Source organism: Bacteroides sp. 44_46 (assembly GCF_001915465.1).
Lineage (GTDB): Bacteria > Bacteroidota > Bacteroidia > Bacteroidales > Bacteroidaceae > Bacteroides > Bacteroides clarus.
In genome coordinates this window covers 326,435-352,051 of the sequence record NZ_MNQO01000018.1, presented here as the reverse complement: position 1 = coordinate 352,051, position 25,617 = coordinate 326,435, and the positions used below count along the sequence as shown (strand labels likewise).

The 25,617-nt window shown below is 49.2% G+C and carries 18 protein-coding genes and 1 tRNA gene; 13 read left to right on the top strand and 6 right to left on the bottom strand.

The window, feature by feature from the left end:
- Positions 1-116 precede the first annotated feature (116 nt).
- A tRNA-Arg gene (locus BHV73_RS10990) sits at positions 117-188 on the bottom strand.
- Positions 189-354: 166 nt separating this feature from the next.
- Here BHV73_RS10990 and BHV73_RS10985 point away from each other — a divergent pair.
- The 4 genes from BHV73_RS10985 to BHV73_RS10970 all read left to right on the top strand — a co-directional run bounded on the left by BHV73_RS10985 (position 355) and on the right by BHV73_RS10970 (position 8,744).
- Complete coding sequence (locus tag BHV73_RS10985) at positions 355-2,202, top strand: 2-oxoacid:acceptor oxidoreductase subunit alpha (protein ID WP_087412113.1); 1,848 nt, start codon at positions 355-357, stop codon at positions 2,200-2,202.
- A gap of 14 nt (positions 2,203-2,216) precedes the next feature.
- On the top strand, positions 2,217-3,221 hold the full coding sequence (locus tag BHV73_RS10980) for a 2-oxoacid:ferredoxin oxidoreductase subunit beta (protein ID WP_286738305.1): 1,005 nt from the start codon (positions 2,217-2,219) through the stop codon (positions 3,219-3,221).
- Between the two features lie 409 nt (positions 3,222-3,630).
- Positions 3,631-7,014 carry a SusC/RagA family TonB-linked outer membrane protein gene (locus BHV73_RS10975; RefSeq protein ID WP_286738303.1) on the top strand — a complete coding sequence of 1,128 codons (3,384 nt, stop codon included), beginning with the start codon at positions 3,631-3,633 and terminating at the stop codon, positions 7,012-7,014.
- Positions 7,015-7,049: 35 nt separating this feature from the next.
- Positions 7,050-8,744 carry a SusD/RagB family nutrient-binding outer membrane lipoprotein gene (locus BHV73_RS10970; protein ID WP_118466943.1) on the top strand — a complete coding sequence of 565 codons (1,695 nt, stop codon included), beginning with the start codon at positions 7,050-7,052 and terminating at the stop codon, positions 8,742-8,744.
- Between the two features lie 11 nt (positions 8,745-8,755).
- Here BHV73_RS10970 and upp read toward each other — a convergent pair whose 3' ends face one another.
- The gene (gene upp, locus BHV73_RS10965; RefSeq protein ID WP_009122161.1) at positions 8,756-9,415 is read right to left on the bottom strand and encodes a uracil phosphoribosyltransferase; all 660 of its coding nucleotides are present in this window, start codon (positions 9,413-9,415) and stop codon (positions 8,756-8,758) included.
- Between the two features lie 313 nt (positions 9,416-9,728).
- On the opposite strand from upp, the gene pckA reads away from it, so the two are divergent.
- Complete coding sequence (gene pckA, locus BHV73_RS10960; RefSeq protein WP_087412117.1) at positions 9,729-11,336, top strand: phosphoenolpyruvate carboxykinase (ATP); 1,608 nt, start codon at positions 9,729-9,731, stop codon at positions 11,334-11,336.
- A gap of 98 nt (positions 11,337-11,434) precedes the next feature.
- A complete protein-coding gene (locus tag BHV73_RS10955; RefSeq protein WP_255379302.1) occupies positions 11,435-12,082 on the top strand; it encodes a nitroreductase family protein in 648 nt (215 codons plus the stop codon).
- A gap of 111 nt (positions 12,083-12,193) precedes the next feature.
- Here BHV73_RS10955 and typA read toward each other — a convergent pair whose 3' ends face one another.
- The gene (gene typA / locus BHV73_RS10950) at positions 12,194-13,993 is read right to left on the bottom strand and encodes a translational GTPase TypA (RefSeq protein ID WP_009122157.1); all 1,800 of its coding nucleotides are present in this window, start codon (positions 13,991-13,993) and stop codon (positions 12,194-12,196) included.
- Positions 13,994-14,149: 156 nt separating this feature from the next.
- Between typA and rpsO the strand changes: the two genes are divergently transcribed.
- Positions 14,150-14,419 carry a 30S ribosomal protein S15 gene (rpsO, locus tag BHV73_RS10945; protein ID WP_009122156.1) on the top strand — a complete coding sequence of 90 codons (270 nt, stop codon included), beginning with the start codon at positions 14,150-14,152 and terminating at the stop codon, positions 14,417-14,419.
- A gap of 118 nt (positions 14,420-14,537) precedes the next feature.
- Here the strand turns inward: rpsO and BHV73_RS10940 are convergent, their stop codons facing one another.
- The gene (locus BHV73_RS10940) at positions 14,538-15,065 is read right to left on the bottom strand and encodes a GNAT family N-acetyltransferase (RefSeq protein ID WP_195621280.1); all 528 of its coding nucleotides are present in this window, start codon (positions 15,063-15,065) and stop codon (positions 14,538-14,540) included.
- A 96-nt stretch (positions 15,066-15,161) separates the two neighbouring features.
- Here BHV73_RS10940 and BHV73_RS10935 point away from each other — a divergent pair, with 96 nt between their 5' ends.
- The 5 genes from BHV73_RS10935 to BHV73_RS10915 all read left to right on the top strand — a co-directional run bounded on the left by BHV73_RS10935 (position 15,162) and on the right by BHV73_RS10915 (position 20,732).
- Positions 15,162-15,650, top strand: coding sequence for a DUF4251 domain-containing protein (locus BHV73_RS10935; protein WP_286738300.1), 489 nt, complete (start codon positions 15,162-15,164; stop codon positions 15,648-15,650).
- Positions 15,651-15,882: 232 nt separating this feature from the next.
- Positions 15,883-17,322 (top strand): MBOAT family O-acyltransferase, encoded by a 1,440-nt coding sequence (locus BHV73_RS10930; RefSeq protein ID WP_195621282.1) that lies wholly within the window; start codon positions 15,883-15,885, stop codon positions 17,320-17,322.
- A gap of 4 nt (positions 17,323-17,326) precedes the next feature.
- Positions 17,327-18,286, top strand: coding sequence for a hypothetical protein (locus tag BHV73_RS10925; RefSeq protein ID WP_087412122.1), 960 nt, complete (start codon positions 17,327-17,329; stop codon positions 18,284-18,286).
- A 113-nt stretch (positions 18,287-18,399) separates the two neighbouring features.
- On the top strand, positions 18,400-18,975 hold the full coding sequence (locus BHV73_RS10920) for a helix-turn-helix domain-containing protein (RefSeq protein ID WP_004291603.1): 576 nt from the start codon (positions 18,400-18,402) through the stop codon (positions 18,973-18,975).
- 110 nt (positions 18,976-19,085) lie between these two features.
- Positions 19,086-20,732, top strand: coding sequence for an AMP-binding protein (locus tag BHV73_RS10915; protein WP_087412123.1), 1,647 nt, complete (start codon positions 19,086-19,088; stop codon positions 20,730-20,732).
- A gap of 538 nt (positions 20,733-21,270) precedes the next feature.
- On the opposite strand, the gene BHV73_RS10910 is transcribed toward BHV73_RS10915, so the two are convergent.
- Entirely contained in the window at positions 21,271-21,759 is a 489-nt protein-coding gene (locus tag BHV73_RS10910) for an S-ribosylhomocysteine lyase (protein WP_009122150.1), read from the bottom strand.
- Positions 21,760-21,783: 24 nt separating this feature from the next.
- On the bottom strand, positions 21,784-22,488 hold the full coding sequence (locus tag BHV73_RS10905; protein ID WP_286738298.1) for a 5'-methylthioadenosine/adenosylhomocysteine nucleosidase: 705 nt from the start codon (positions 22,486-22,488) through the stop codon (positions 21,784-21,786).
- Positions 22,489-22,688: 200 nt separating this feature from the next.
- Between BHV73_RS10905 and BHV73_RS10900 the strand changes: the two genes are divergently transcribed.
- Positions 22,689-25,205: a putative glycosyltransferase family protein gene (locus BHV73_RS10900; RefSeq protein ID WP_286738296.1), complete on the top strand. Its 2,517-nt coding sequence runs from the start codon at positions 22,689-22,691 to the stop codon at positions 25,203-25,205.
- The last annotated feature ends 412 nt before the right edge of the window (positions 25,206-25,617 follow it).

Here is a 25,617-nt window from a genome sequence, read left to right as displayed (position 1 = left end):
ATATCATCCCCTTAAGGAAAGTATGGAATGAAAGAAGAGTAACAAAGATAATCGGTAGTAAGAAAGATATTTTTAAAACAAAAAAGGAATATCGATCGTAACCGATATTCCTTTCGTAGCTCCGAGGGGAATCGAACCCCTATCTAAAGTTTAGGAAACTTCTATTCTATCCGTTGAACTACAGAGCCTTTTTGCATACATTCTGCATATAGCAATAGAATGCGGGCACAAAGATAATGTATTCTGCTGATTTTCCGAAAAAAGTTTTGTTAATCCGATTAACTTTACGAAATTTGTCCGTCAACAAAATAACAATGTAACTTTTCTAATATAATATATAGTAATTCGTAAGTTATGGCAAACGACATGATGGTCAAAGAACTGGAGCAGGTGGTAGTCCGCTTCTCCGGAGACTCCGGCGACGGTATGCAGCTCGCCGGCAACATCTTTTCAACAGTTTCGGCTACGGTAGGTAATGACATCAGCACATTCCCTGACTATCCGGCAGACATCCGCGCCCCGCAAGGCTCGCTGACAGGTGTATCCGGTTTTCAAGTACATATCGGTGCGAACAAAGTTTATACCCCCGGTGACAAATGCGATGTACTGGTAGCAATGAATGCCGCTGCATTGAAAACCCAATATAAGTTTGCCAAATCTACCGCATGTATCATTATCGATACGGATGCATTCCAAAAGTCGGATTTGGAAAAAGCGGCTTTCAAGACAGATGATCCCATCGAGGAAATGGGCATCAAACAGGATGTCATTGCCGCTCCTATCTCCAAAATGGTGAAGGACTGCCTTGCCGACACAGGTATGGATAACAAATCCATGCTGAAGTGCCGTAATATGTTTGCAGTGGGACTGGTATGCTGGCTCTTCAACCGCGACCTGACAATAGCCGAAGACTTCATCCGTGAGAAATTCGCCAAGAAGCCCGAAATTGCGGAAGCCAATATCAAGGTTATCCGCGCCGGATACGACTACGGACATAATACCCACGCATCCGTTGCCCACACTTACAAGATAGAAAGTAAGGTAAAGACCCCCGGACGCTATATGGACATTACGGGTAACAAAGCCACAGCCTACGGTTTCATCGCCGCTGCCGAGAAGGCCGGCTTGAAGCTGTATTTGGGTTCTTACCCCATCACTCCCGCCACCGATGTGCTGCACGAACTCTCCAAACACAAGTCACTCGGTGTTATGACCGTACAGTGCGAAGACGAGATTTCCGGTTGCGCCTCTGCTGTCGGAGCATCCTTTGCCGGAGCATTGGCGGTTACTTCCACTTCCGGACCGGGTATCTGTCTGAAATCGGAGGCCATGAACTTGGCTGTTATCATGGAGTTACCGTTGGTAGTACTCGACGTACAGCGTGGCGGTCCTGCAACAGGCCTGCCCACCAAGTCCGAACAAACCGACCTGCTGCAAGTACTCTTCGGACGCAATGGCGAAAGCCCCATGCCTGTACTTGCCGCCACCTCACCGACAGATTGCTTTGAATGTGCCTATATGGCATCCAAAATAGCTTTGGAGCACATGACTCCCGTCGTATTACTTACAGACGCTTTCGTTGCCAACGGATCGGCGGCATGGAAACTGCCCAAACTTGCCGACTACCCCGTTATCGTTCCACCTTATGTACGTTCCGAAATGCAGGGCTCATGGACACCCTACCAACGTGACGAAAAGACCGGCAGCCGCTATTGGGCCATCCCCGGAACAGAGGGTTTCACTCATATCCTCGGCGGACTGGAAAAGGACAATAAGACAGGCGCCATCTCCACCGACCCGGAAAACCACGACTTGATGACGCGCCTGCGTGCCGAGAAGATTGCCAAAATCGAAATACCCGACGTAGAAATAGAAGGCGATAAGAACGATGCCGACCTGTTGATTGTCGGTTTCGGCGGTACTTACGGCCACTTGCACGCTGCGATGGACGAACTTCGTGCAACCGGTAAGAAGGTAGCTCTCGCTCACTTCAAGTTCATCAACCCGCTGCCCAAGAATACGGCGGAGGTGATGAAACGTTACAAGAAAGTAGTGGTGGCAGAACAGAACATGGGACAGTTTGCCGGATACCTGCGTATGAAAGTAGACGGATTCGTTCCCTATCAGTTCAACCAAGTGAAAGGCCAGCCTTTCTTGGTAAACGAGTTAGTACAAGCATTTGAGGAGATTATCAAAAACTAAAAACGAAAAGAACTATGTGCGAATATACAGCAAAAGACTTCAAGAAAGGGCAACCCCGCTGGTGTCCGGGTTGCGGTGACCACTTTTTCCTCGCATCTCTGCATAAGGCTATGGCCGAAATCGGCGTACCGCCTCATCAGACAGCGGTAATTTCAGGTATCGGTTGCTCCAGCCGTCTGCCCCACTATATGAATACGTATGGTATGAACACCATCCACGGGCGCGCCGCAGCCATCGCCACCGGTTGTAAGGTAACCAATCCGGAACTCGCCGTATGGCAAGTGAGCGGAGACGGTGACGGACTTGCCATCGGTGGTAACCACTTCATCCATGCCAACCGTCGTAACATCAACCTGAACATGATTCTGCTGAACAACCGCATCTACGGTTTGACGAAAGGGCAATACTCCCCAACGTCTCCCCGCGGCTTCGTTAGCAAGTCATCCCCTTACGGTACGGTAGAAGACCCGTTCCAACCGGCAGAACTCTGCTTCGGTGCACGCGGTCACTTCTTTGCACGTGCCGTAGCCACGGATGCAGCCGGAACAATAGAGGTTCTGAAAGCCGCCTACAACCATAAAGGCACAAGTGTCTGCGAAATTCTCCAAAACTGCGTTATCTTCAATAATGGTACGCACGACTCCGTTGCCAAGAAAGAAGACCGTGCCAAGAACGCCATCTATCTGGAACACGGCAAGCCCATGCTCTTCGGCGAGAACAACGAATACGGACTGATGCAGGAAGGTTTCGAGCTGAAAGTGGTGAAACTCGGTGAAAACGGTATTACGGAAAAGGACATCCTTATCCACGACGCTCATTGCGAGGACAACACCCTGCAACTGAAACTCGCCCTGATGGAAGGTCCCGACTTCCCGATCGCCCTCGGTGTAATCCGCGATGTGGAAGCCCCGACTTATGACAATGCCGTACATGCGCAAATCGAAGAAGTATCCGCCAAGAAGAAATACCACAACTTCGAAGAGCTGCTTATGACAAATGATACCTGGGAAGTGAAATAACCTTTCACCGAACAAAAAATCTGTTTAGACTTACTCCCCTTCACCCGCCACATCCCTTTATTCAAGAAGGATAGCGGGTGAAGGGGATTTTTTCGCTCTATTTGAATTTAAAGGCCTGGCAATATCACCGCTCTAAAGGCACAGACTGAATATCGATATACTTCATTTCAAATGTAGCGAGCAAGCACCGCAACTGTGGAATTGCAACACACCACTGTGGATTTTTTCCACAACATTCCACACCACGCACACATATATTACAAGTATTTATAAAAAATAAAGAACTGAATATCATATATATAAACTATCATCCGCATCCTACCTACCGTTTTTGGCATACTGATTGCCCCATAATATCTGCAAAATTCCAACGGATTTAATTATACAAGGCAATAATCATTGTAGAAATATGAAGTTTATTAAGAAAGAATGGGGCGAGGCTTCTTATAGGAAGTTGCATCTTCAAAAGGGATTAGGTATTATGGGTATGGTATTGGCGTTCCTTTTCGCAGAAAATATCTATGCGCAAGACTCCCAGACAATTAAAGGTATGGTAAGAGATGTGACAGGCGAACCGCTTATCGGAGCCAGCGTCATAGAAAAAGGCACTAACAACGGTGTTATTACAGATGTGGACGGAAACTTCACCTTGAAAGTTCCCGCCGATGCAACACTCTCCATTGCCTATATGGGTTATGCCACCCGTGAAATCAAATTGGCAAGACGCAAGAAACAAGGCGATTTACGAGTGACACTGAGAGAGGACTCGCAACAACTGAAAGAAGTGGTCGTTACAGCTATGGGTATCAAAAAAGATACCAAACGGTTGGGCTACGCCGTCAGCACTATCGAATCGGACGAAATAGTAAAGGCGGGAGCGACCAATTTTGCATCTGCCATGTACGGCAAAGCGCCAGGCATCCGCATCACGCAGACACAGGGCGGTTCGGCCGGCGCGGTATCTATCAACGTACGCGGACTGACCTCCATCACAGGAAACAACCAACCGCTTATTATTCTGGACGGCGTACCCATCCGTAACGGCGGAACAGGTAAAAACACCGACTTTGCCGAGTTCGGCAACGACGGACAGATACGCTCCAACGGTCTGGTGGATATCAATCCGGAAGATATTGAAAGTATAAGCGTGCTGAAAGGCGCTTCGGCTACGGCGCTTTATGGTTCGGAAGCCGCAAACGGCGCAGTGGTTATCACCAGCAAGCGTGCTAAAAGCGGCAAACTGACGGTGGATTTCACAGCGCAAGTAACCGCCAACTTGCCCGCCTATCTGCCGAAAGTACAGACACTGTACGGCCCGGGACGCTACAACACCGACTATAGCGATTACGAAAAACAGACAGGAGGTTTCTACCAACGCACCATGAACGGTGAAAATTACAAAAGCTTATATAACACCACCATGTCCTTCGGCCCGAAATACGACGGAAGCAACGTACTGTACTGGGACGGCAAGGTTCGTCCTTACCTGCCGGCTACGGACAATCCGTGGAAAGAGTTGTTCCGCACGGGATGGAACCAGACGTACAACCTCGCCATTTCACAAGGAACGGAAACAAGCAGCAACCGTTTCTCCTATACCTTTATGGACGAAATACCGAATTCGCTGACAGGCAGCTTCACGAAGCACAACTTCAAACTGACGGGGTCCTACAAACTGGCCAAGCCCTTGACACTGGAATACTCGCTGAACTACATCATACAGGATGTGAAAGACCGCCCTCAAACCTCTTTGAACCTGTACGGCAGCTTCGGCAATATGTTCTCGTCTTTCATGGATATTCCTTATCTGAAGCAGAGTTATGTCACCAGCCTGGGCTATCGCAACACATATGCCATAGGCGGTGACGCCACACTCACTCCGGATGAGTCATGGGCATACGACCCCGGATATCTGAGCGGCGTATCGAATATGCTTTGGAATATGTATCATCACCACAGCGAGGAAACGGAAAACCGTCTCATCGGCATGATACGTCCCACCTGGCAGATAACCAATTGGTTGAGCCTTCGCGCACAACTCTCTACGGACATAACGGATACCAAGCAGACCTTGGAATATGAAACGGAGCGTCCCAACTCTTTATACGACCCCAGCGGCAGTTTCCAAAATATCAACCGCCGCTACGACATCGTGTACGGTGATGTAATGCTGAACTTCAACTACAACATCCGCCGCTTCGACATCGCCGCCACATTGGGTTGGACGGGGCGTTACGAAAATATGAACAACATGCGTGTTTCCACCAACGGCGGTCTGGTTACGGAAAACTGGTTCGACCTTAATGCCAGCCGCTACACCGCCAGCAGCACATTGCAGCGCATGGAACTGTTGAAAACAGGATATATGGGTACGCTGAGCCTGGGTTGGGACAACTACCTGTTCCTCGAACTGACGGGACGGCAGGAACGTTCGTCCACCCTGAAAGACCAAAGCTTCTTCTATCCATCCGCCAACCTCAGCTTCCTGTTCTCAAACGCTTTCCGCATGCCGGCATGGTGGAATCACGGTAAACTCCGTCTCTCATACGGTATCGTAGGTAATGCGCCGGAGACGTATGCCGCCAACATCATCTACGAGCAAGGTTCGGACAATGGCTTCACATGGAACTATGTGCCTTCTTCATGGGGTAACGCCAACATCCGCCCCGAAAAAAAGTATGAGTACGAAATAGGACTCGAAAGTAAGTTCTTCAACAACCGTCTGGGTTTCGACGTATCGTACTACAACAACCGTGTGAAAGACCAGATACTTTCCACTCCCCAACCGTCTTCTTCGGGCGTGAAGTACGTACTGATGAATGTGGGAGAAGTAGCCAATGAGGGCTGGGACATCTCCGTTAGCGCCACTCCGATACTGACCAAAGATTTCCGCTGGGACCTGACAGCCAACTACGGTATCTACCGCAATAAGGTCGTAAAACTCGCCGAAGGCGTGCCGTACCTCGAAATATCCAATATAGGCGGTGGCGGAGCCAAGATACAGGCCGTAGAGGGACGTCCGATGGGCGACATCTACGTGCAAGTGCCGCAGGTGAACGAGAACGGCGATTATCTGGTATCGGACAAAGGCCTTTACCTGAACCAGACAGACCTGCAAAGAGTGGGTAACATCAATCCCGACGGTGTAGGCGGCTTGTTCAGTTCATTCTCCTACAAAAACATATTCCTGGATTTCAGCATCGACTTCCGCATAGGCGGCGATGTCATCAACGAGATGTACCAGTATTCCACTGCATCGGGTCTGACACCGGAATCGCTGCAATACCGCGATACGGAACATGGCGGTTTATCTTACTACTATCCGGGTAACAACAATGCCAGCGGCGTACCTGTACAGGTAGACCCTTCATTGGGTGCAGGCCCTAACGGAGAGGTTATTTACCACGACGGTGTTATTCTGCCGGGCGTAGTGGCTTCTACCGGCGAGAAGAACACCCGCATCATCCCTGCCGGATACTACTACAACCAGACATACAACTGGGGTACTCAACCCGAGCAATATACGTACCGTCACTCGGTATTCGACAATACATACGTAAAGCTGCGCGAATTGACCATCGGCTATCAATTCCCGGAGAAACTGATCTCCAAACTGGGCATGACACGACTGAGTGTCTCGGTATTCGGCCGTAACCTGTTCTACTTCTACAAAGCGCTGAAGAATTACGACGCAGAATCTTCCGTAGGGACATCCTGGGCAAGCCAGGCGGTAGTGGGCGGTTCCACTACGGCAACACGTAATTTCGGCATCTCGTTACGGGCAAGTTTTTAGGAAATAGAGAAATGAATATTAAGAATTGAGAGTTAATGACAATGGGTATGAAAAGAATAAATATAGGAGCGTTCATTCTATCGGGAGCTATGCTGCTGGCTACTTCCGGTTGTACGGATGCTGACTTCGACAGCAAATATGAAGATCCTTCCAAGGTCAATCAAGTCACTATCAGCAATCTGATGGTGGGAGTTTTCCAGAAAGTGAAAGATTATGATGTCTATGAGTACGGACGGTTCTTCGGTTTCGACTCGCAGTTTGTAGGCAAGTATGCGCAGACATTCGGTTACAGTAACTCCGGCGGCATGTACAGTCCCGGATATACCCCCGCCATAGACGGGCAATGGGATAATCTGTACTCGGCACTGATGCAATACCGCAAGATGGAATCGCTGTACAATGAAGAGAATGACAACCAGAAAGCACAGGACGAAGCCTTTATGCTGGCAGCCAAAGTGCAACTGTACGACTTTTTTGCCGCAACGGTGGATATTTTCGGAGATATGCCTTTCTCCAAAGCGTGCACCCTGCCGCTGACTAATGATGTAAACGGCTCTTACGCTCCTTATGACAAAGCGGAAGATATTTATAAAACGATACTTGACGAGCTGAAAGAAATAGCCCCGCGTTTCCGTTCGGTAACTACACCGAAGAATTTCAGCACTCAGGACTTCATCAACCTGGGAGATATGAAAAAATGGGAACGCTATGCAAACTCCCTGCGTCTGCGCCTTGCCATGCGCGTAGCGGCACAGGGGGCTTTGCAGGCGGAAGGACGCGCAGCCATCAAAGAGATATTGGAGAATCCCGCTGACTATCCGTTGGTAGAAGAACAGGAAAACAATATCTTCATCATCAACCAAAAATCCGGACAACTGAACTTCACCGCCGGCAGCGGATTGGGTGACTGGGTTACAAACCGCCTTGCTTCAGGCGCCATCATAGACCGCATGCTCGGTCACGGCAACTATGACATGACCGGCAGTGATCCGCTAAGCGGCGTTTACATCAAAGGCGAAGACGACCCCCGCATCCTGCTGAACTACAACCCCGTCACCATCACCAACCGTGAAACCGGAGAAGTGGACGAGCACCGCTATCTCGGCACAGACCTCACTGTGGCAGACGAACTGACGGAGTATTACAATTCTCAAGCGCAGGATGAAGTGAATACCGCCAACAAAGGCTTCTCACAGATTACCCAAAGGGGATTTTTCTGGGAAAACGATAAATTCGATATGCTGATAATGGCCTCACCCGAAATACACTTTCTGAAAGCGGAAGCTTATGCCATGGGGTATGGCGTGGCACAGGATATGGCAAAAGCGGAAGAGGAATTCAAGATGGCCGTCAGCCAATCCATCGCACTGTATTACTATTACGACTCAATAGGTTCCGGAGAAAATTGCCGCCGTTACGACGCTCCTACCGATGAAGAGATTGCGGACTTTGCCGACGCCAAATGGAACGACACGGCGTATACGGACAAATTAGACGCCATCATAACGCAGAAATGGCTGCACTTCGGTTTCCTTGTCAGCCGCGAAGCGTGGAGCGATATTCGCCGTACAGGCTATCCTTCGGGGCTGGTATTCCCGGAAGTTTCGGGTACTATCCCCAATGTGCCGAACCGCTGGAGATACCCAAGTACGGAAGTGAATTATAATCCGTACTATAAAGATATAGCGGCCAAGGATACCTATACGGAGAAACTGTTCTGGGCTAAATAAGGCGATACGGATTACAGCTTATCTCCGAAAGCCAGGTCTCCGGCATCACCCAATCCCGGAACGATATAAGAGTGTTCGTTCATATCCGGATCGATAGCGCCGCACCACAAAGAAACTTCATCCCCCGGGAATAGTCTTTGCAAATGGTCTACCCCCTGTTGGCTGGCAATCACACAGGCAATCTGCAATTTAGCAGGTGTGCCTTTGGTAAGGAAAGCCTTCCATGCAAGCTCCATGCTTTCTCCCGTAGCAAGCATCGGGTCAACCAGTAACAGCGTCTTGCCGGAAAGGTCGGGAGTGGCGATATACTCGATATGCACATCCACCGTACGGCACTCCTTATCCTTATAATAGCGGTAGGCCGAAACGAAAGCATTGCCCGCGCGGTCGAACACGTTCAAGAAGCCGGTATGCAAAGGAAGCCCCGCACGGAAGACGGTGGCAATCACCACATCATCATCGAAAGTGCTGACAGGAGCTATCCCCAGCGGCGTTTGTACTTGCTTTTCGGAGTAGGTAAGTTCCTTACTCATTTCATACGCCATGATTTCACCGATGCGTTCGATGTTCCGGCGGAAACGCATGCGGTCGGACTGCACTTGCACGTCGCGTATTTCCGCCACGTATTGATTCAAGACCGAGTTAGTCTCGGCAAAGTTGATAACTTTCATTAGTGTATTATCAGATTAATATGTATTGGTTATTCCGTATATTGATAGAATATAAATGCAAAGTAAACGATTTCCACTCAATTTGCAACATTCAGTTTGCAGATATTGTTACGGTTTTATAAAAGATTTCCTATTACAGAAAAATTTCTCTAATTGGATGTTTCTTTTAAAATAAAGTATTACTTTTGTAGTCGCAAAAACAAGGGTCTTACTGAAAAGTGCGGTTTTTCATAGATTCGCCCCCTTGCAATAAGGCTAAAAAGTACGAAAAGAGATTATAAACCAAATACCAATTTTAAAAATCTTAAAAGAAATGGCAAATTTAGATTTAAGCAAGTACGGTATCAAAGACGTGAAGGAAATCATCCACAACCCGTCTTATGATGTATTGTTCGCTGAAGAGACCAAACCGGGTCTGGAAGGCTTCGAAAAAGGTCAAGTAACTGAACTGGGTGCTGTGAACGTAATGACCGGTATCTATACCGGACGTTCTCCTAAAGATAAATTCTTTGTAATGAACGAAGCCAGCAAGGATTCTGTATGGTGGACTTCCGAAGAATACAAAAACGACAACAAGCCTTGCTCCGAAGAAGCATGGGCCGACCTGAAAGCTAAAGCTGTTAAGCAGTTGAGCGGCAAGCGTCTGTTCGTTGTCGATACTTTCTGTGGCGCTAACGAAGCTACCCGCATGAAAGTGCGTTTCATCATGGAAGTAGCTTGGCAGGCTCACTTCGTAACTAACATGTTCATCCGTCCGACAGCTGAAGAGCTCGCTAACTACGGAGAACCCGATTTCGTATCATTCAACGCTTCCAAAGCAAAAGTTGACAACTACAAGGAACTGGGTCTGAACTCTGAAACAGCTACTGTATTCAACCTGAAGACTAACGAACAAGTTATCCTGAATACTTGGTACGGCGGTGAAATGAAGAAGGGTATGTTCTCTATCATGAACTACAAGAACCCGCTTCGCGGCATCGCTTCCATGCACTGCTCCGCCAACACCAACATGGAAGGTACCGATTCTGCTATCTTCTTCGGTCTGTCAGGTACAGGTAAGACTACTTTGTCTACCGACCCGAAACGTCTGTTGATTGGTGACGACGAACACGGATGGGATGACGAAGGTGTATTCAACTACGAAGGCGGTTGCTACGCTAAGGTTATCAACCTTGACAAAGAAAGCGAACCCGATATCTACAACGCTATCAAACGTGACGCTCTGTTGGAGAACGTAACTGTTGACGCTAACGGCAAGATTGACTTCGCTGATAAGAGCACAACCGAGAACACTCGTGTTTCTTATCCTATCTATCATATCAACAACATCGTGAAGCCGGTATCCAAAGGTCCTCACGCTCATCAGGTAATCTTCCTGTCAGCTGACGCCTTCGGTGTATTGCCTCCGGTATCTATCCTGAACCCGGAACAGGCTCAGTACTACTTCCTCTCCGGTTTCACTGCTAAGTTGGCCGGTACGGAACGCGGTATCACTGAACCGACTCCGACATTCTCTGCTTGCTTCGGTGCCGCTTTCTTGAGCTTGCATCCTACTAAATACGCAGAAGAGCTGGTTAAGAAGATGAATAAGGTCGGCGCTAAGGCTTACTTGGTTAACACCGGTTGGAACGGTAGTGGCAAGCGTATCTCCATCAAAGATACTCGCGGTATCATCGACGCTATCCTCGACGGTTCTATCGACAAGGCTCCGACAAAGGTTATTCCTTACTTCGACTTCGTTGTTCCGACAGAATTGCCGGGTGTTGATCCGAAGATTCTCGATCCTCGCGACACTTACGAATGTGCTTGCAAGTGGGAAGAAAAAGCAAAAGACTTGGCCGGACGTTTCATCAAGAACTTCGCTAAGTTCACTGGTAACGAAGCCGGTAAAGCTTTGGTTGCTGCTGGTCCGAAACTCTAATAGAACAGGATTACATATTTTTAAGGCGGCTTCCGTTTTCGGGAGCCGCTTTTTTTGTTAGATTTGCGAAGAAGCGAATTACTAATATAGCACAGAATATGAAGAGTTTAAAGTTAATGCTGTTAGGCGCAGGCCTACTGATGCTGTCCGGTTGCGGGCCGCAGGTACAGAGAGAGAGTGAAAGCACGGCTACGGAGAAAAGCGATTCGGAAGCGGTAATCGAAACGATTATGTCGCGCCGCAGCATCCGTAAGTACAAACCGGAAGCGGTGAACCGGGATACGATGAAAGTTATTTTGGATTGCGGCATCAACGCCCCCAACGGCCAGAACAAACAGTCTTGGGCGGTACGCGTGGTGGATAACCCTGAATTCCTGAACGGAGTTAGCGAAATCTTCAAACAGAAGAACCCGAAAGCGGCTGAAGACCCCGACTTCAAGAATATGTTCCGCAATGCGCCTACGGTGGTATTCATCGGAAACGACACTTCGTACGACTGCTCACAAATAGACTGCGGCCTGCTAGGTGAAAACATGGTATTGGCCGCCTGGTCTATGGGAATAGGTTCCTGCTGTCTGGCAAGCCCCACGCGCTTTATGGCCGATACGCCCGAAGCCGTCGAGTACCTTAAAAGGCTGGAGCTTCCCGAAGGTTACAAATTGCTTTATTGCATCGCTTTCGGCTATCCGGACGAAGCGCCCGCCGCCAAGCCGAGAGATGCGGCTAAAGTGAAATACATAGACTGACCGTACGATAAAAGAGGAAGCTCATAGGATAACGGATTATCCTATGACGAAAAAAGGAGCGCTCCACCTTGCAGTGAAGCGCTCCTTTCTATATACAACAACTAAAATAAATCAGTTCTTATTCGCGCGTTTACGCTCTGTCTCATCTAGGATAACCTTACGCATACGCATAGACTTGGGAGTAACTTCCACGTACTCGTCTTCCTTGATGTATTCCAACGCTTCTTCCAAAGAGAACTGTACCGGCGGAATCAGACGCGCCTTTTCATCAGAACCCGAAGCACGCATATTGGTCAGCTTCTTGGATTTGGTTACGTTCACCACAAGGTCGTTGTCGTGAGAGTGCTCGCCTACAACCTGTCCGGCATACACTTCTTCCTGCGGGAAAATAAAGAACTTACCCCGGTCCTGCAACTTGTCGATGGCATAAGCGAAAGCGGTACCCGACTCCATGGCGATGATAGAACCATTGGTACGGCGCTCGATTTCACCCTTGTAAGGCTGGTATTCTCTAAAGCGGTGCGCCATGATGGCCTCGCCTGCGGAAGCTGTCAGTACATTGGTACGCAGACCGATGATACCGCGTGACGGCATATTGAACTCGAGATTCACACGTTCACCGGCGCTTTCCATTTTCACCATCTCACCCTTACGGCGGGTTACCATATCGATAATCTTGCTGGCATATTCTTCGGGAACGTTGACTGTGAGTTCCTCGATAGGCTCATTCTTCACGCCGTCTATTTCCTTGAAGATTACCTGCGGCTGTCCTACCTGCAATTCGTATCCCTCGCGACGCATCGTCTCAATCAATACGGAGAGGTGAAGCACGCCACGGCCGGAAACCACCCATTTTCCATCTTCCTCGCTCTTGCGCACACGGAGCGCGAGGTTCTTATCCAATTCCTTCATCAGGCGGTCGTGGATATGGCGGGAAGTAACGAACTTGCCTTCCTTACCGAAAAACGGCGAGTCGTTGATAGTGAACAACATGCTCATGGTCGGCTCGTCAATGGCGATAGGCGGCAATGCTTCGGGGTTTTCGTAATCGCAAATCGTATCTCCGATTTCAAATCCTTCGATACCTACCAGTGCGCAGATGTCGCCGGAAGAAACTTCCGCAACTTTCACACGGCCCATACCTTCAAAAGTATGCAGTTCTTTAATCTTCGATTTGACGATTGAACCGTCACGCTTAGCCAAAGACACATTCATGCCTTCTCTTAAAGTACCGCGATGTACACGGCCTACGGCGATACGACCGGTATAAGAAGAGTAATCCAATGAAGTAACGAGCATTTGCGGCGTACCTTCCAACTGCGTAGGAGCCGGGATGTTTTCCAGAATGCAGTCCAGCAACGGATAGATATTGTCCGTCGGCTGTTGCCAGTCTGTGCTCATCCAGTTGTTTTTTGCGGAGCCGTAGATAACGGGGAAGTCCAGTTGGTCTTCCGTGGCTTCCAGACTGAACATCAAATCGAATACCATCTCATAAACTTCTTCGGGACGGCAGTTGGGCTTGTCCACCTTGTTGACAACGACGATAGGCTTCAAACCTATCTGCAAAGCTTTCTGCAGTACAAAACGGGTCTGCGGCATCGGACCTTCAAAAGCGTCCACCAGCAAGATACATCCGTCGGCCATATTCAATACACGTTCCACCTCGCCACCGAAGTCGCTGTGTCCCGGAGTATCGATAATATTAATCTTCGTGTCTTTATAGCTGATGGAAACGTTCTTTGAAAGGATTGTTATCCCTCGCTCACGTTCCAAATCATTGTTATCCAACATTAATTCACCTGTGCTCTGGTTACTGCGGAAGAGATTTCCTGCCAGAAGCATCTTATCGACAAGCGTCGTTTTCCCATGGTCGACATGGGCAATAATTGCAATGTTTCTAATATTTTGCATATAATACCTATTATTTGCGTGCAAAGGTACGAATTTTACAGTATATACATCACAGGGAAAAGATTTTTTTGCTGGAAATCATTGCAATATAAAAGATAATCCCTATCTTTGCGCCCTCGAAAGAGAAAAGAATTATCAACTTTTTAATTAAACACTATGTATTTAGACGCTGCTAAAAAGCAAGAAATCTTCGGCAAATACGGAAAGTCTAACTCTGATACGGGATCAGCTGAATCTCAGATAGCATTGTTTTCATACCGTATTGCTCGTCTGACTGAGCACATGAAGCTCAACAGAAAAGATTATAGTACAGAAAGAGCCTTGACAATGTTGGTAGGTAAGCGCCGTGCGCTGTTGAACTACCTGAAAGACCGCGACATCAACAGATATCGTGCTATTGTTCAGGAACTCGGCTTACGTAAGTAATTTACTTGCGGTAAACTTATTAAAGCGGTGGTACTTTCATTGGAGAGTACCACCGCTTTACTTTCATATCATATCCTTTTCCCCGCTCCCCCCATAAACAGGAGAACGCAGGAAAATGTTACAGTTGTATCTTATAAAGTACGTGCTCTTTCAACAGATGCCCGTCGGGTACGGCAGGATGCAGAAAATTCTTTTCAAATTCCATTCCTATCTTCCGCATCACCCTTTGCGAACGCTTATTGGGCAACGAAGTGAAAGCCCGAACCGTAGAAAACGGAAGGTTCTCTTCGGCATAAGCCAGACATGCCTTCGCCGCTTCAGTGGCATAGCCCTGTCCCCAATATTCCCGCCTCAATCGCCACAGTATCTCAATGCCCGGAGCGAAATCCACATCAAACGCAAAGTTATGGAAGCCCGTAAAACCGACAAAAGCCCCATCCGACTTCCGCTCGACGGCATATCCCCCATACCCGCATCGGTGGAACTCATTTCTGACAGTATCAAAAAGGCTGCGGGACTCTTCCTCTGACAGAGGATGCAGAAAGAATTCCATGACAGACGGATTCCTGTTCATCTCCGCAAAAGGAACGAAGTCTTCTTCTTTCCAATCGCGCAATAGCAAACGGGGAGTTTCAATATATACCATACTTAATAATCTTTATTCTCGCACAAAAATATTGAATCTGTTTTACTTCTCAAAAACATTATCTTTATCTTTGTCGATATCGAAAACCGGGCAACGATGAAAACAGCTAAACTTATCCTATTATGTTTGTCGGGGATGCTTGCCATGCAACCCGCAACAGCACAGAGCCGGAGCGAAAAGAAAGCGCAAACCGAACGCAGCGTCAGGGAAGCGCTAAACGCCGGTCAGTACAAAATCAAGGTAGACTATATGCAACCCATGAGAGGTCGCAGCCGGGCCCTGACCTCCGACTACTCCATAGAAATCAGGAATGACTCCGTCTTTTCCTACCTGCCCTATTTCGGAGTAGCCTACAATGTGCCTTACGGCGGCGGGAAAGGACTGATTTTTAACGCCCCGCTTACCGGATACAAAAAAGAAAGCCTCAAAAAAGGAAAGACCCGGATCGACTTCAAGACCGGCAATGAAGAGGATAAGTATGAGTACAGCCTGACTATCTATTCCGACGGTTCCGCCAACATACATATCCAACCGATGAACAAACAAGCCATCTCATACTCCAGAGAGCTGGATGTAAAAGAGTAAGAAACCCCAATCAAGGCTCCTGCAATCATAAAATACACGCCTTCAAATATCATTTCTTCTTTGAGAAAGATTGATTTGTTTTAAATTTTGTTTATTTTTGCGCCCGGTCAATATTATATAAATCTGAAATTCAGACGGGAAGTGCTTTCACTGACATAAGGAGAACAACAGTTCCAACACTTCCCCTTTTATAAATCGCTATTAGGGAACTGGAGCAAAAAACAAACGGCCTGTGCTATTCAATTCTTTTGAGTTTCTAATATTCCTGCCAATAGTATTCCTGCTCTATTGGTTTGTTTTCAAGCCGCTGCGTTGGCAAAACCTCTTTATAGTGGCGGTAAGCTACATCTTCTACGGCTGGTGGGACTGGCGTTTCCTCATTCTGATTGCGTTTACCACGCTCTGCAGTTTTGCCAGCGGCATAGTTTTGGAGAGACTGGAAGGGCAGCGAACCAAACAAAAATGGGTCAGCGCAGCGAATATCACCCTCAACCTGCTAATTCTCTGCATCTTCAAGTACTTCAACTTCTTCGGAGAGAACCTGACCGAACTGTTCCAACTCTTCGGCGTAGGAGCGGACTGGGTGACGATAGATATATTGCTGCCGGTGGGCATCAGCTTTTACACCTTCCAAGCGCTCAGCTATACCATCGATGTGTACCAACATAAAATAAAGCCCACGCACGACATAGTCGCTTTCTTCGCTTTCATCAGTTTCTTCCCGCAGCTCGTAGCCGGCCCTATCGAACGGGCTACCAATCTTCTGCCGCAGTTCCTTGTACCGCGCGGCTTCAGTTACGACAAGGCGGTAGACGGCATGAGACAGATTTTATGGGGACTGTTCAAGAAAATGGTAGTGGCCGATAACTGCGCCGCCGCCGTCAATCTGATCTTCGATGAATATCAGACGCTCGGCGGGACGCATCTGTTTTTGGGAGCGCTCTTCTTCACATTCCAGATATACGGAGATTTCTCCGGTTATTCGGACATTGCCATCGGTACGGCACGCCTGTTCGGCGTCAACCTGATGCGCAACTTCAACTTCCCCTACTTCTCAAGGGATATAGCCGAGTTTTGGCGACGCTGGCACATATCGCTCACAACCTGGTTCCGCGATTATATTTACATTCCTCTGGGCGGAAGCCGATGCGGCAAATGGAAAGCGATGCGCAACACACTGATTATATTCCTGGTCAGCGGCTTTTGGCACGGAGCCAACTGGACTTTCATCTGCTGGGGAGCTTTTCACGCTTTGCTGTTCCTGCCTTTGTTCATCATGGGCAAGAATCGTAAGAACAAAGACGTGGTAGCCCAAGGCCGCCTGTTTCCTGATATAAAAGAGGTATGCCAAATGTTTATCACCTTCCTGCTGGTTGTTATCGGATGGATTATCTTCCGCGCGGAGAACATTCACCAGGCATGGGATTATATAATGCGCATGGTGACCCGGTTTGATTTCGTACTTCCCGCGCATGGCAAAGACCCGCTTATCTATATCGCGATATTATTGGTGGTAGAGTGGCTCCAACGCGAGAAACAGTTCGGCCTGCAAATAGAGGAAAAAGGTATTTTCCGTTATCAGGCAGTCCGTTGGACGCTCTACTATGTTCTGTTTATAACGACTCTCCTGCTGGCCGGTCAGCAGGAAGAGTTCATTTATTTCCAATTCTGAGGATATGAAGAAATTCCTAACATACATCTGCCTGTTCTCGTCACTCCTGCTCGTATTGGGTATCGGCTTCGAGGTTATGCTCCGCCGTATTCCCAACTCTTATAAGTTCAAGCAGGAAATCATAGAGAAGAACAGTGATAAAGTCAAGAACCTGATTATAGGCAGCTCGGTAACCAATTGCAGCATCAACCCGGCATACCTTGCCGACAGTACATACAACATTTCACTCTCCGGGCAATGGTTGCGTTACAATCGGATATTGCTGGAGAGATACATCGGACAACTGCCCCATCTGCAAAACGTCATCTGGGGAATATCCTATCAGACGCTGTGGATTGACGACTGCATCAGCCAGGACAAGATAAGCATAGCCAACCATAAAATCTATATGGGTATCGAGACAGACAAAGACCCGCTTTACAACATCGAGTTGATTGCCACAGGCTCCATCTCCTTCAGAAAATGGTCGAAGTACTACCTTCTCCATAAAAAAACCATGGCATGCGATTCTTTGGGCTTAGACCACGGATTCGATTCGACCGAGAGAAGCCATGCCTGGCTGCAAGACATTCCCCGATTGATAAAAGGGCACTCCGCGTCCCAAGAGCCTGCGGCGGAGCAGACATTCAGAGATAATATCCGGCGGCTGAATGACGTCGCCGGATTGTGCCGGAGCAAAGGCATCAATCTGTACCTCGTCATTCCGCCGGTACACAAGCTATATTACGAGCTCACCTATCCGGCGCAAGTCGCGCAAATGCATACCGCATTGGAGGAGATAGCCGCCAAATGGGACAACGTCCGTCTATACAGTTATTTCAACGACAACCGCTTCGGCGACGACGATTTCCACAGCGGCAACCACCTGTCCGCCGATATCGGCGCCATAAAGTTTACGCAGATACTGCAACATGACATTTGGAACAACGATAGCGTACAAACGAAATCTCCCGTACACTTGTAAAGACCATAAACAAACTTTTCGTCACAGAATGTTGCACCAAGTAAAAGAATATCTTATTTTTGCAGCTTACAGCTATTAATCATAACCTTTTAGACTGAAAATACTATCAAATTATGGATACAAGTAAGATTGTAGGAGAAAAGATTAAGTCACTCCGCGAAAGCCAGTCCATCAGTATGGAAGAGTTGGCGCAACGTTCGGGGCTCGCCATCGAACAAATCGAACGCATTGAAAACAATATCGACCTGCCTTCATTGGCGCCGCTTATCAAAATAGCCCGTGTACTGGGCGTACGCCTCGGCACGTTCCTCGACGATCAGGACGAAAACGGCCCTGTGGTATGCCGCAAGTCGGAAGCGAAGGACAGCATCAGTTTCTCCAACAATGCCATCCACTCGCGCAAGCACATGGAGTACCATTCCCTTTCCAAGTCCAAGGCCGACCGCCACATGGAGCCGTTCATCATCGACGTAGCCCCTACGGACGACAGCGACTTCGTACTCTCATCACACGAAGGCGAAGAATTCATCATGGTCATGGAAGGAACCATGGAAATCAGCTACGGCAAGAACACCTACCTTCTCGAAGAAGGAGACAGCATCTACTACGATTCCATCGTACCGCACCATGTACATGCCTACGAAGGACAGGCAGCCAAAATACTGGCAGTAATTTATACACCGATTTAAACAGTTGAAAGTTGAAAGTTAAGAGTTGAAGGTTACTATGCGGCATGACGGCGAAACCTAACTTCAGACTCATAACTCTCAACTTTCAACTCTCAACTTTCAATTCTACTATGTTATACGAAAGAACGCTTGGCCAATGGCTGGAGCATTGGGCCACAAATACACCTGACAAAGAATATATTGTTTACTCCGACCGTAATTTACGCTTCACATGGAGCCAGTTCAACCGCAGGGTGGACGACATGGCAAAAGGACTTATCGCTATCGGCGTGGAGCGGGGAACGCACGTCGGCATCTGGGCGGCAAACGTACCCGACTGGTTGACGCTGCTGTATGCCTGCGCCAAGATAGGCGCCGTCTACGTAACGGTAAATACCAACTACAAACAGGCAGAGCTGGAATATCTGTGCGAGAACTCGGATATGCACACGCTCTGTATCGTCAACGGCGAAAAAGACAGCGACTTCGTGCAGATGACCTACACCATGCTGCCGGAACTGAAGAACTGCCAGCGCGGACATCTGAAAAGCGAGCGTTTTCCTTATATGAAGAATGTCATCTACGTAGGGCAGGAAAAACACAGAGGAATGTACAACACGTCCGAGATTCTGCTCTTAGGCAATAACGTGGAAGATACCCGTCTGGATGAGCTCAAAAGCCAGGTAAGCTGCCACGATGTGGTAAACATGCAATACACTTCGGGCACAACCGGATTCCCGAAAGGGGTAATGCTTACCCACTACAACATCGCCAACAACGGTTTCCTCACCGGTGAGCACATGAAGTTTACCGCCGATGACAAGCTCTGTTGTTGCGTGCCCCTGTTCCACTGCTTCGGCGTGGTGCTCGCCACGATGAACTGCCTCACTCACGGCTGTACGCAAGTCATGGTAGAGCGCTTCAACCCGCTCGTGGTGCTTGCGTCCGTCCACAAAGAGCGATGTACCGCACTCTACGGCGTACCCACGATGTTCATCGCCGAGCTGCATCATCCGATGTTCGACCTGTTTGATATGTCCAGTCTGCGTACGGGCATCATGGCCGGCTCTCTCTGCCCCGTCGAACTGATGAAGCAGGTAGAGGAAAAGATGTACATGAAAGTAACCAGCGTTTACGGCCTGACGGAAGCCGCTCCCGGCATGACCGCCACACGAATCGACGACTCGTTCGACGTGCGTTGCAACACCGTAGGACGCGACTTTGAGCATACCGAAGTGAAAGTTATCGACCCGGAAACCGGCGAGGAATGTCCGGTAGGCGTGCAAGGCGAAATGTGCAACCGCGGTTACAACACCATGAAAGGTTACTATAAGAATCCGCAAGCCACAGCCGAGGTCATCGACAAGAACGGTTTCCTGCACTCCGGAGACTTGGGCGTAAAAGACGAGGATGGCAACTACCGTATCACCGGACGTATCAAAGATATGATTATCCGCGGCGGCGAGAACATCTACCCGCGTGAAATCGAGGAGTTCCTCTATCAATTGGAAGGTGTCAAAGATGTACAAGTGGCCGGTATCCCTTCCAAGAAGTACGGCGAAGCGGTCGGCGCGTTCATCATCCAGCACGAAGGAGCCGACTTGCACGAATCGGATGTACGCGACTTCTGCATCGGCAAGATTTCCCGCTACAAGATTCCCAAATATATTTTCTTTGTAAAAGAGTTCCCGATGACAGGAAGCGGCAAGATACAGAAATTCAAACTGAAAGACGTAGGGCTGCAACTTTGCAAGGAGCAAGGAATAGAAATTATTTAAGCAGTTAGGAGTAAACTAAGTAAAGAAGTAAATAACCAACTAAATAAGTAAGTAAGTAACTAAATAAATAAATAAGTAAGTAACCAACCAAATAACTAAATAAGTAACCAAGCAAGCAACCAACTAAATAAGTAAGTAAATAAGTAAATATTGAAATTGAGTTTATATCAGTAACGGTGCCATAGAGTAACTTAAGGCTGAAAGCCTTCTTATCTTATAGCCCGGGGTAACACCCCGGGAATAAATGTTCCCGAAACTCTGCGCCCTGTAAGGGCAAAACATTTGCAGATTCATCTTTTGCCCTTTCAGGGCGCAATGTTATTCATATTCGCATTCCCGGGGTGTTACCCCGGGCTATAAGATAAAAGCCTTTCAGGCTTAAAGATGAAAAGCTTTTCAGGCGTAAAGATAAGAGGCTTTCAGGCGTAAATTATGGACAGTGCCATGAAAAGGCTTTCGGTCTTACTTCCAGCCTTAGGTTACTCTATGGCACCGTTACTGATATAAACTAAATTTCAGCATTTATTCAACCAACCACTCATTCCGCTTTCTCGGGGTAGTTCATATTGCCTTCCGTCATTTGTTCCAGCACTTCATGCAGATATTTGGCAGACTCCCATTTTGCCATCGGCAAGTCGTGGAGCAGATAATTGCCGCAATCCTGCGGAGCTGCGCCGGGTACTTCGCCCTCATATTCGGCGACAAAGCGGAAAGTGTCCTGCATCAGCTTCACGATGTCCTGCGGCTGCAAGTCGCCTTTCATCAGCAGATAGTTACCGGTAAGGCAGCCCATAGGCCCCCAATAAATAATCTTGTCCTGCCATTGCGGTTCATTACGCAGGTAGGTGGCAGCCAGATGCTCGATAGTGTGCAGGGCGCCTTGTCCCAAAGCCGGTTCGCGGTTGGGCTCCTTCATACGGATATCAAAAGTAGTGATAACTTCTCCGTTCACTTCATCCTTGCGTGATACGTAAATGCCGCGCAGCAAACGGATGTGATCGATGGTAAAGCTGGGAATCTTCTTCATAAGTTATAAGTTGTGAGTTATGAGTTATAATTTGTCGGGCAGGGTGGAAAGGAAAGTCCATGTCGTAAGGAAGGAACGTTCCGCCATCGTACCCCAGAAATCGGCATATTGCAAAGAGTGGTCTTCCACGCCCGGCGTATCGCTGACGATACGGAAACTGAGGAAAGGAATGCCATACAGATAGCAGGTCTGCGCAATGGCAGCGGACTCCATATCGACAGCCAGTCCCGCCGGGAAACGGTGTTTGATGACATCCAGTTCGGTGCGGTCCGTTATGAAGCGGTCGCCGGTGCAGACCAACCCACCGTGAATACGGCTTTCCAATCCGGTATTGTTCAGAGACAAGGCATGCTCCAACAACGGGACGCAACCTTTGTACACCGCGGGAAATCCCTGCACCTGACCGTATTCGTTACCCTCGCCGCACCACACGTCATGGTACGCCAGCGATTCGCTCACCACCACATCCGTCACCTTGAGACAGGCATCGATGCCACCCGCCACACCGGTACTGACAACGCAATCCGGAGCAAAACGGCGTATCAGCTCCGCGGCTCCCACCGCCGCGCTTACTTTGCCGATGCCGCACCGCGTAAGTACCAAACGGTTACCGCCGAGCATGCCCTCCGCATAGCGGAAATTGCCGTCGCCCGTCACTTTCTTCTCCTGCAAACGCTCCGCCAACTGGCGGTGTTCGCTATCCATTGCGCTGATAACACCTATCGTCATGCCTGCTGATTTATGATTTCAGATTTATGAATTATGATTTTCGGGAAGGCAAAGGTACGATATTTCGGCAGATTTCTCTATCCAACTGGTGCATAAATCAATATTTATGTATAAGTTTGCCGCTGAAATTCAGATTAGGAGTTAAGGGAGTTAGCTCCTCTACCCCTTTAACTCCCCCACATAAACCATAACCCTGCAAGATGATAAAGAAGATTCTTCCCGACTTAATTGCCGTTCTGGCATTCGTCCTGATTTCTTTCGCCTACTTTTTCCCGGCGGATATGGAAGGACGCATCCTGTTCCAGCACGACACCGCTGCCGGAGCCGGCGCCGGACAAGAAGCCAAAGAGTATTACGAACAGACAGGCGAACGCACCCGCTGGACCAATTCCCTTTTCGGCGGAATGCCGACTTACCAGATAGCGCCGTCTTACGACTCTACCGTGCCGTTACAATGGACACAGAAAATATACCAGCTCTTCCTGCCCACCTACGTCAACCTGACGTTTATCCTGATGCTGGGCTTCTACATCCTGTTGCGGGTATTCGGCATACCGGCATGGCTGGCAGGGTTGGGCGGCATCATGTGGGCTTTCTCGTCCTACTTCTTCATTCTGATTTCAGCGGGACACATCTGGAAGTTCATCACCCTCGCCTATATCCCGCCCACAATAGCGGGCATCGTACTCGCCTACCGGGGCAGGCTGCTGGCGGGCGGTATCCTGACGGCTTTTTTCATCGCCCTGCAAATCATGTCGAACCATGTGCAGATGTCCTACTATTTCCTGTTCGTCATTCTATTCATCGCAGGCGCATACTTTGAAGACGCATGGCGCAACAAGACGCTGCCCGGATTCTTCAAGGCAAGCGCCGTACTGCTCGTCGCCGCCCTTATCGGCGTGGCCGCCAACCTCTCCAACCTCTACCACACCTACACGTACAGCAAGGAAACCATGCGCGGCAAGAGCGAGCTCGTGCAGACCGACAATGCCGCCAAGCAAACCAGCAGCGGACTGGACCGCGACTACATCACCAACTGGAGCTACGGCATCGGCGAAACCTGGACACTCCTCGTCCCCAACTTCAAAGGCGGCTCTTCCGCCGCCCCTCTCAGCCAGAGCGAAACCGCCATGGAAAAGGCCAATCCGATGTACGGCAGCCTCTACAACTCGTTCCCGCAGTACTTCGGTAGCCAGCCCTGGACGGCCGGCCCCGTCTACGTGGGCGCATTCGTCCTGTTCCTCTTCGTGCTGGGCTGCTTCATCGTCAAAGGCCCTCTGAAGTGGGCGTTGCTGGGAGCAACCTTCTTCTCCATCGTTTTGGCATGGGGTAAGAACTTCATGCCGCTGACGGACTTCTTCATCGACTACATCCCGATGTACAACAAGTTCCGCGCCGTATCGTCCATCCTCGTCATAGCTGAGTTTACCATTCCCCTGCTCGCGATTTTCGCCCTGAAGCGTGTATTGGAAGAGCCCGGCATATGGAAAACGAACAAGAAAGCCTTCGGCATCAGCTTTGCGCTTACCGCCGGCGTAGCCCTGCTGCTTGTCATTGCGCCGGGCAGCCTCGGCTCAGGCTTCGTGCCCGCACAAGAGGCGCAGATGCTGCAAAATGCCGTCGACCAGCAGATGATACCCGCCAACGAGCTGTCCGGCATCCTCGCCAACCTTGCGGAAATGCGGGGCGCGCTTGTCAGCGCCGACGCATTGCGGAGCTTCATCATTATAGGCATCGGATGCGCACTGCTTTGGCTCCACTCGGCCGGCAAGCTGCGCCGGTCACTGACCGTTGCAGGCATTACGGTGCTCTGCCTTGCCGACATGTGGACCGTAAACAAACGTTACCTGCACGACGACCAGTTCGTGCCCCGTTCCATCCGGACGGAAACATTCACCAAAACCAAAACCGACGAGCTGATTCTGCAAGACAAAGCTCCCGACTACCGTGTGCTGAACTTTGCCACCGACGCGTTCAACGAGAACAATACTTCCTACTGGCACAAGAACATAGGCGGGTATCATGCCGCCAAACTGCGCCGCTACCAGGAACTGATAGAGCGTCATATCTCTCCCGAGATGCAGGCCGCCTACCAAGCGATAGCCGCCGCAGGCGGAGAAATGGACAGCGTGGACGCTTCCAAATTCCGCGTACTGAACATGCTGAACACCAAGTACTTCATCTTCCCCGCCGGACAGCAGGGGCAGACCGTTCCCGTCCTCAACCCCTATGCCAACGGCAACGCCTGGTTTGTAAAGAACGTGCAATACGTAAACAACGCCAATGAGGAAATCGATGCGCTCAAAACCATTCTTCCCACCGAAACCGCCGTTGTCGACGCCCGTTTCAAAGATGTGCTGAAAGGTACTGCCGAAGCCTACAAAGACAGCCTTTCCTCCATCCGCCTGACAAGCTATGAGCCCAACCGCCTGGTTTACGAAACGGACAATGCGGGCGACGGCATCGCCGTATTCTCCGAGATATACTATCCGGACGGCTGGCAGGTAACCATCGACGGGCAACCGGCCGGACTGGGACGTGCGGATTACGTGCTGCGTACCCTGTATGTGCCTGCCGGCAAACATACCATCGAGATGCGCTTCGACCCCAAGAGCCTGCATGTAACGGAAAGCATCGCCTACGGAGCATTGGCGCTGCTGGTTATCGGAGTTGCGGCAGTTGTGCTGATTGCACGCAAGAAAGCCGCGCAAGATTAAGAACAGCAGCAGGAGACACATACATCGTCTGAATAAGGAAACCGCCTCTGCCCCTCACGGGTAAAGGCGGTTCTACGTCAATAATACATGAAAAAACGCTATTTAGAGAGAGTCTCTGCAAACTTCTATCCACATCAAAAGTAGGACGTAGCGCGAGCAACCGCAAATAAAATCTACGAACCGGCCGATTTCATCGACGGAACGGGGCGATATAGCTGCCTCCCTATGGCAAAACAGCCTTTTCCCGGCAGCTTATAAAGAAGAAGCACAGGGGAAAACGAAGTTTTACCATAGGGAGAATTGTTTTTTCTCACGACGAAAACAGGGTGTTGACTACTGTCAACAGCCCGGTTGACAACAGCCGCTCGAACCGTTGACAACAGTAAACAGACCTGTTGACAATAGTCAACAT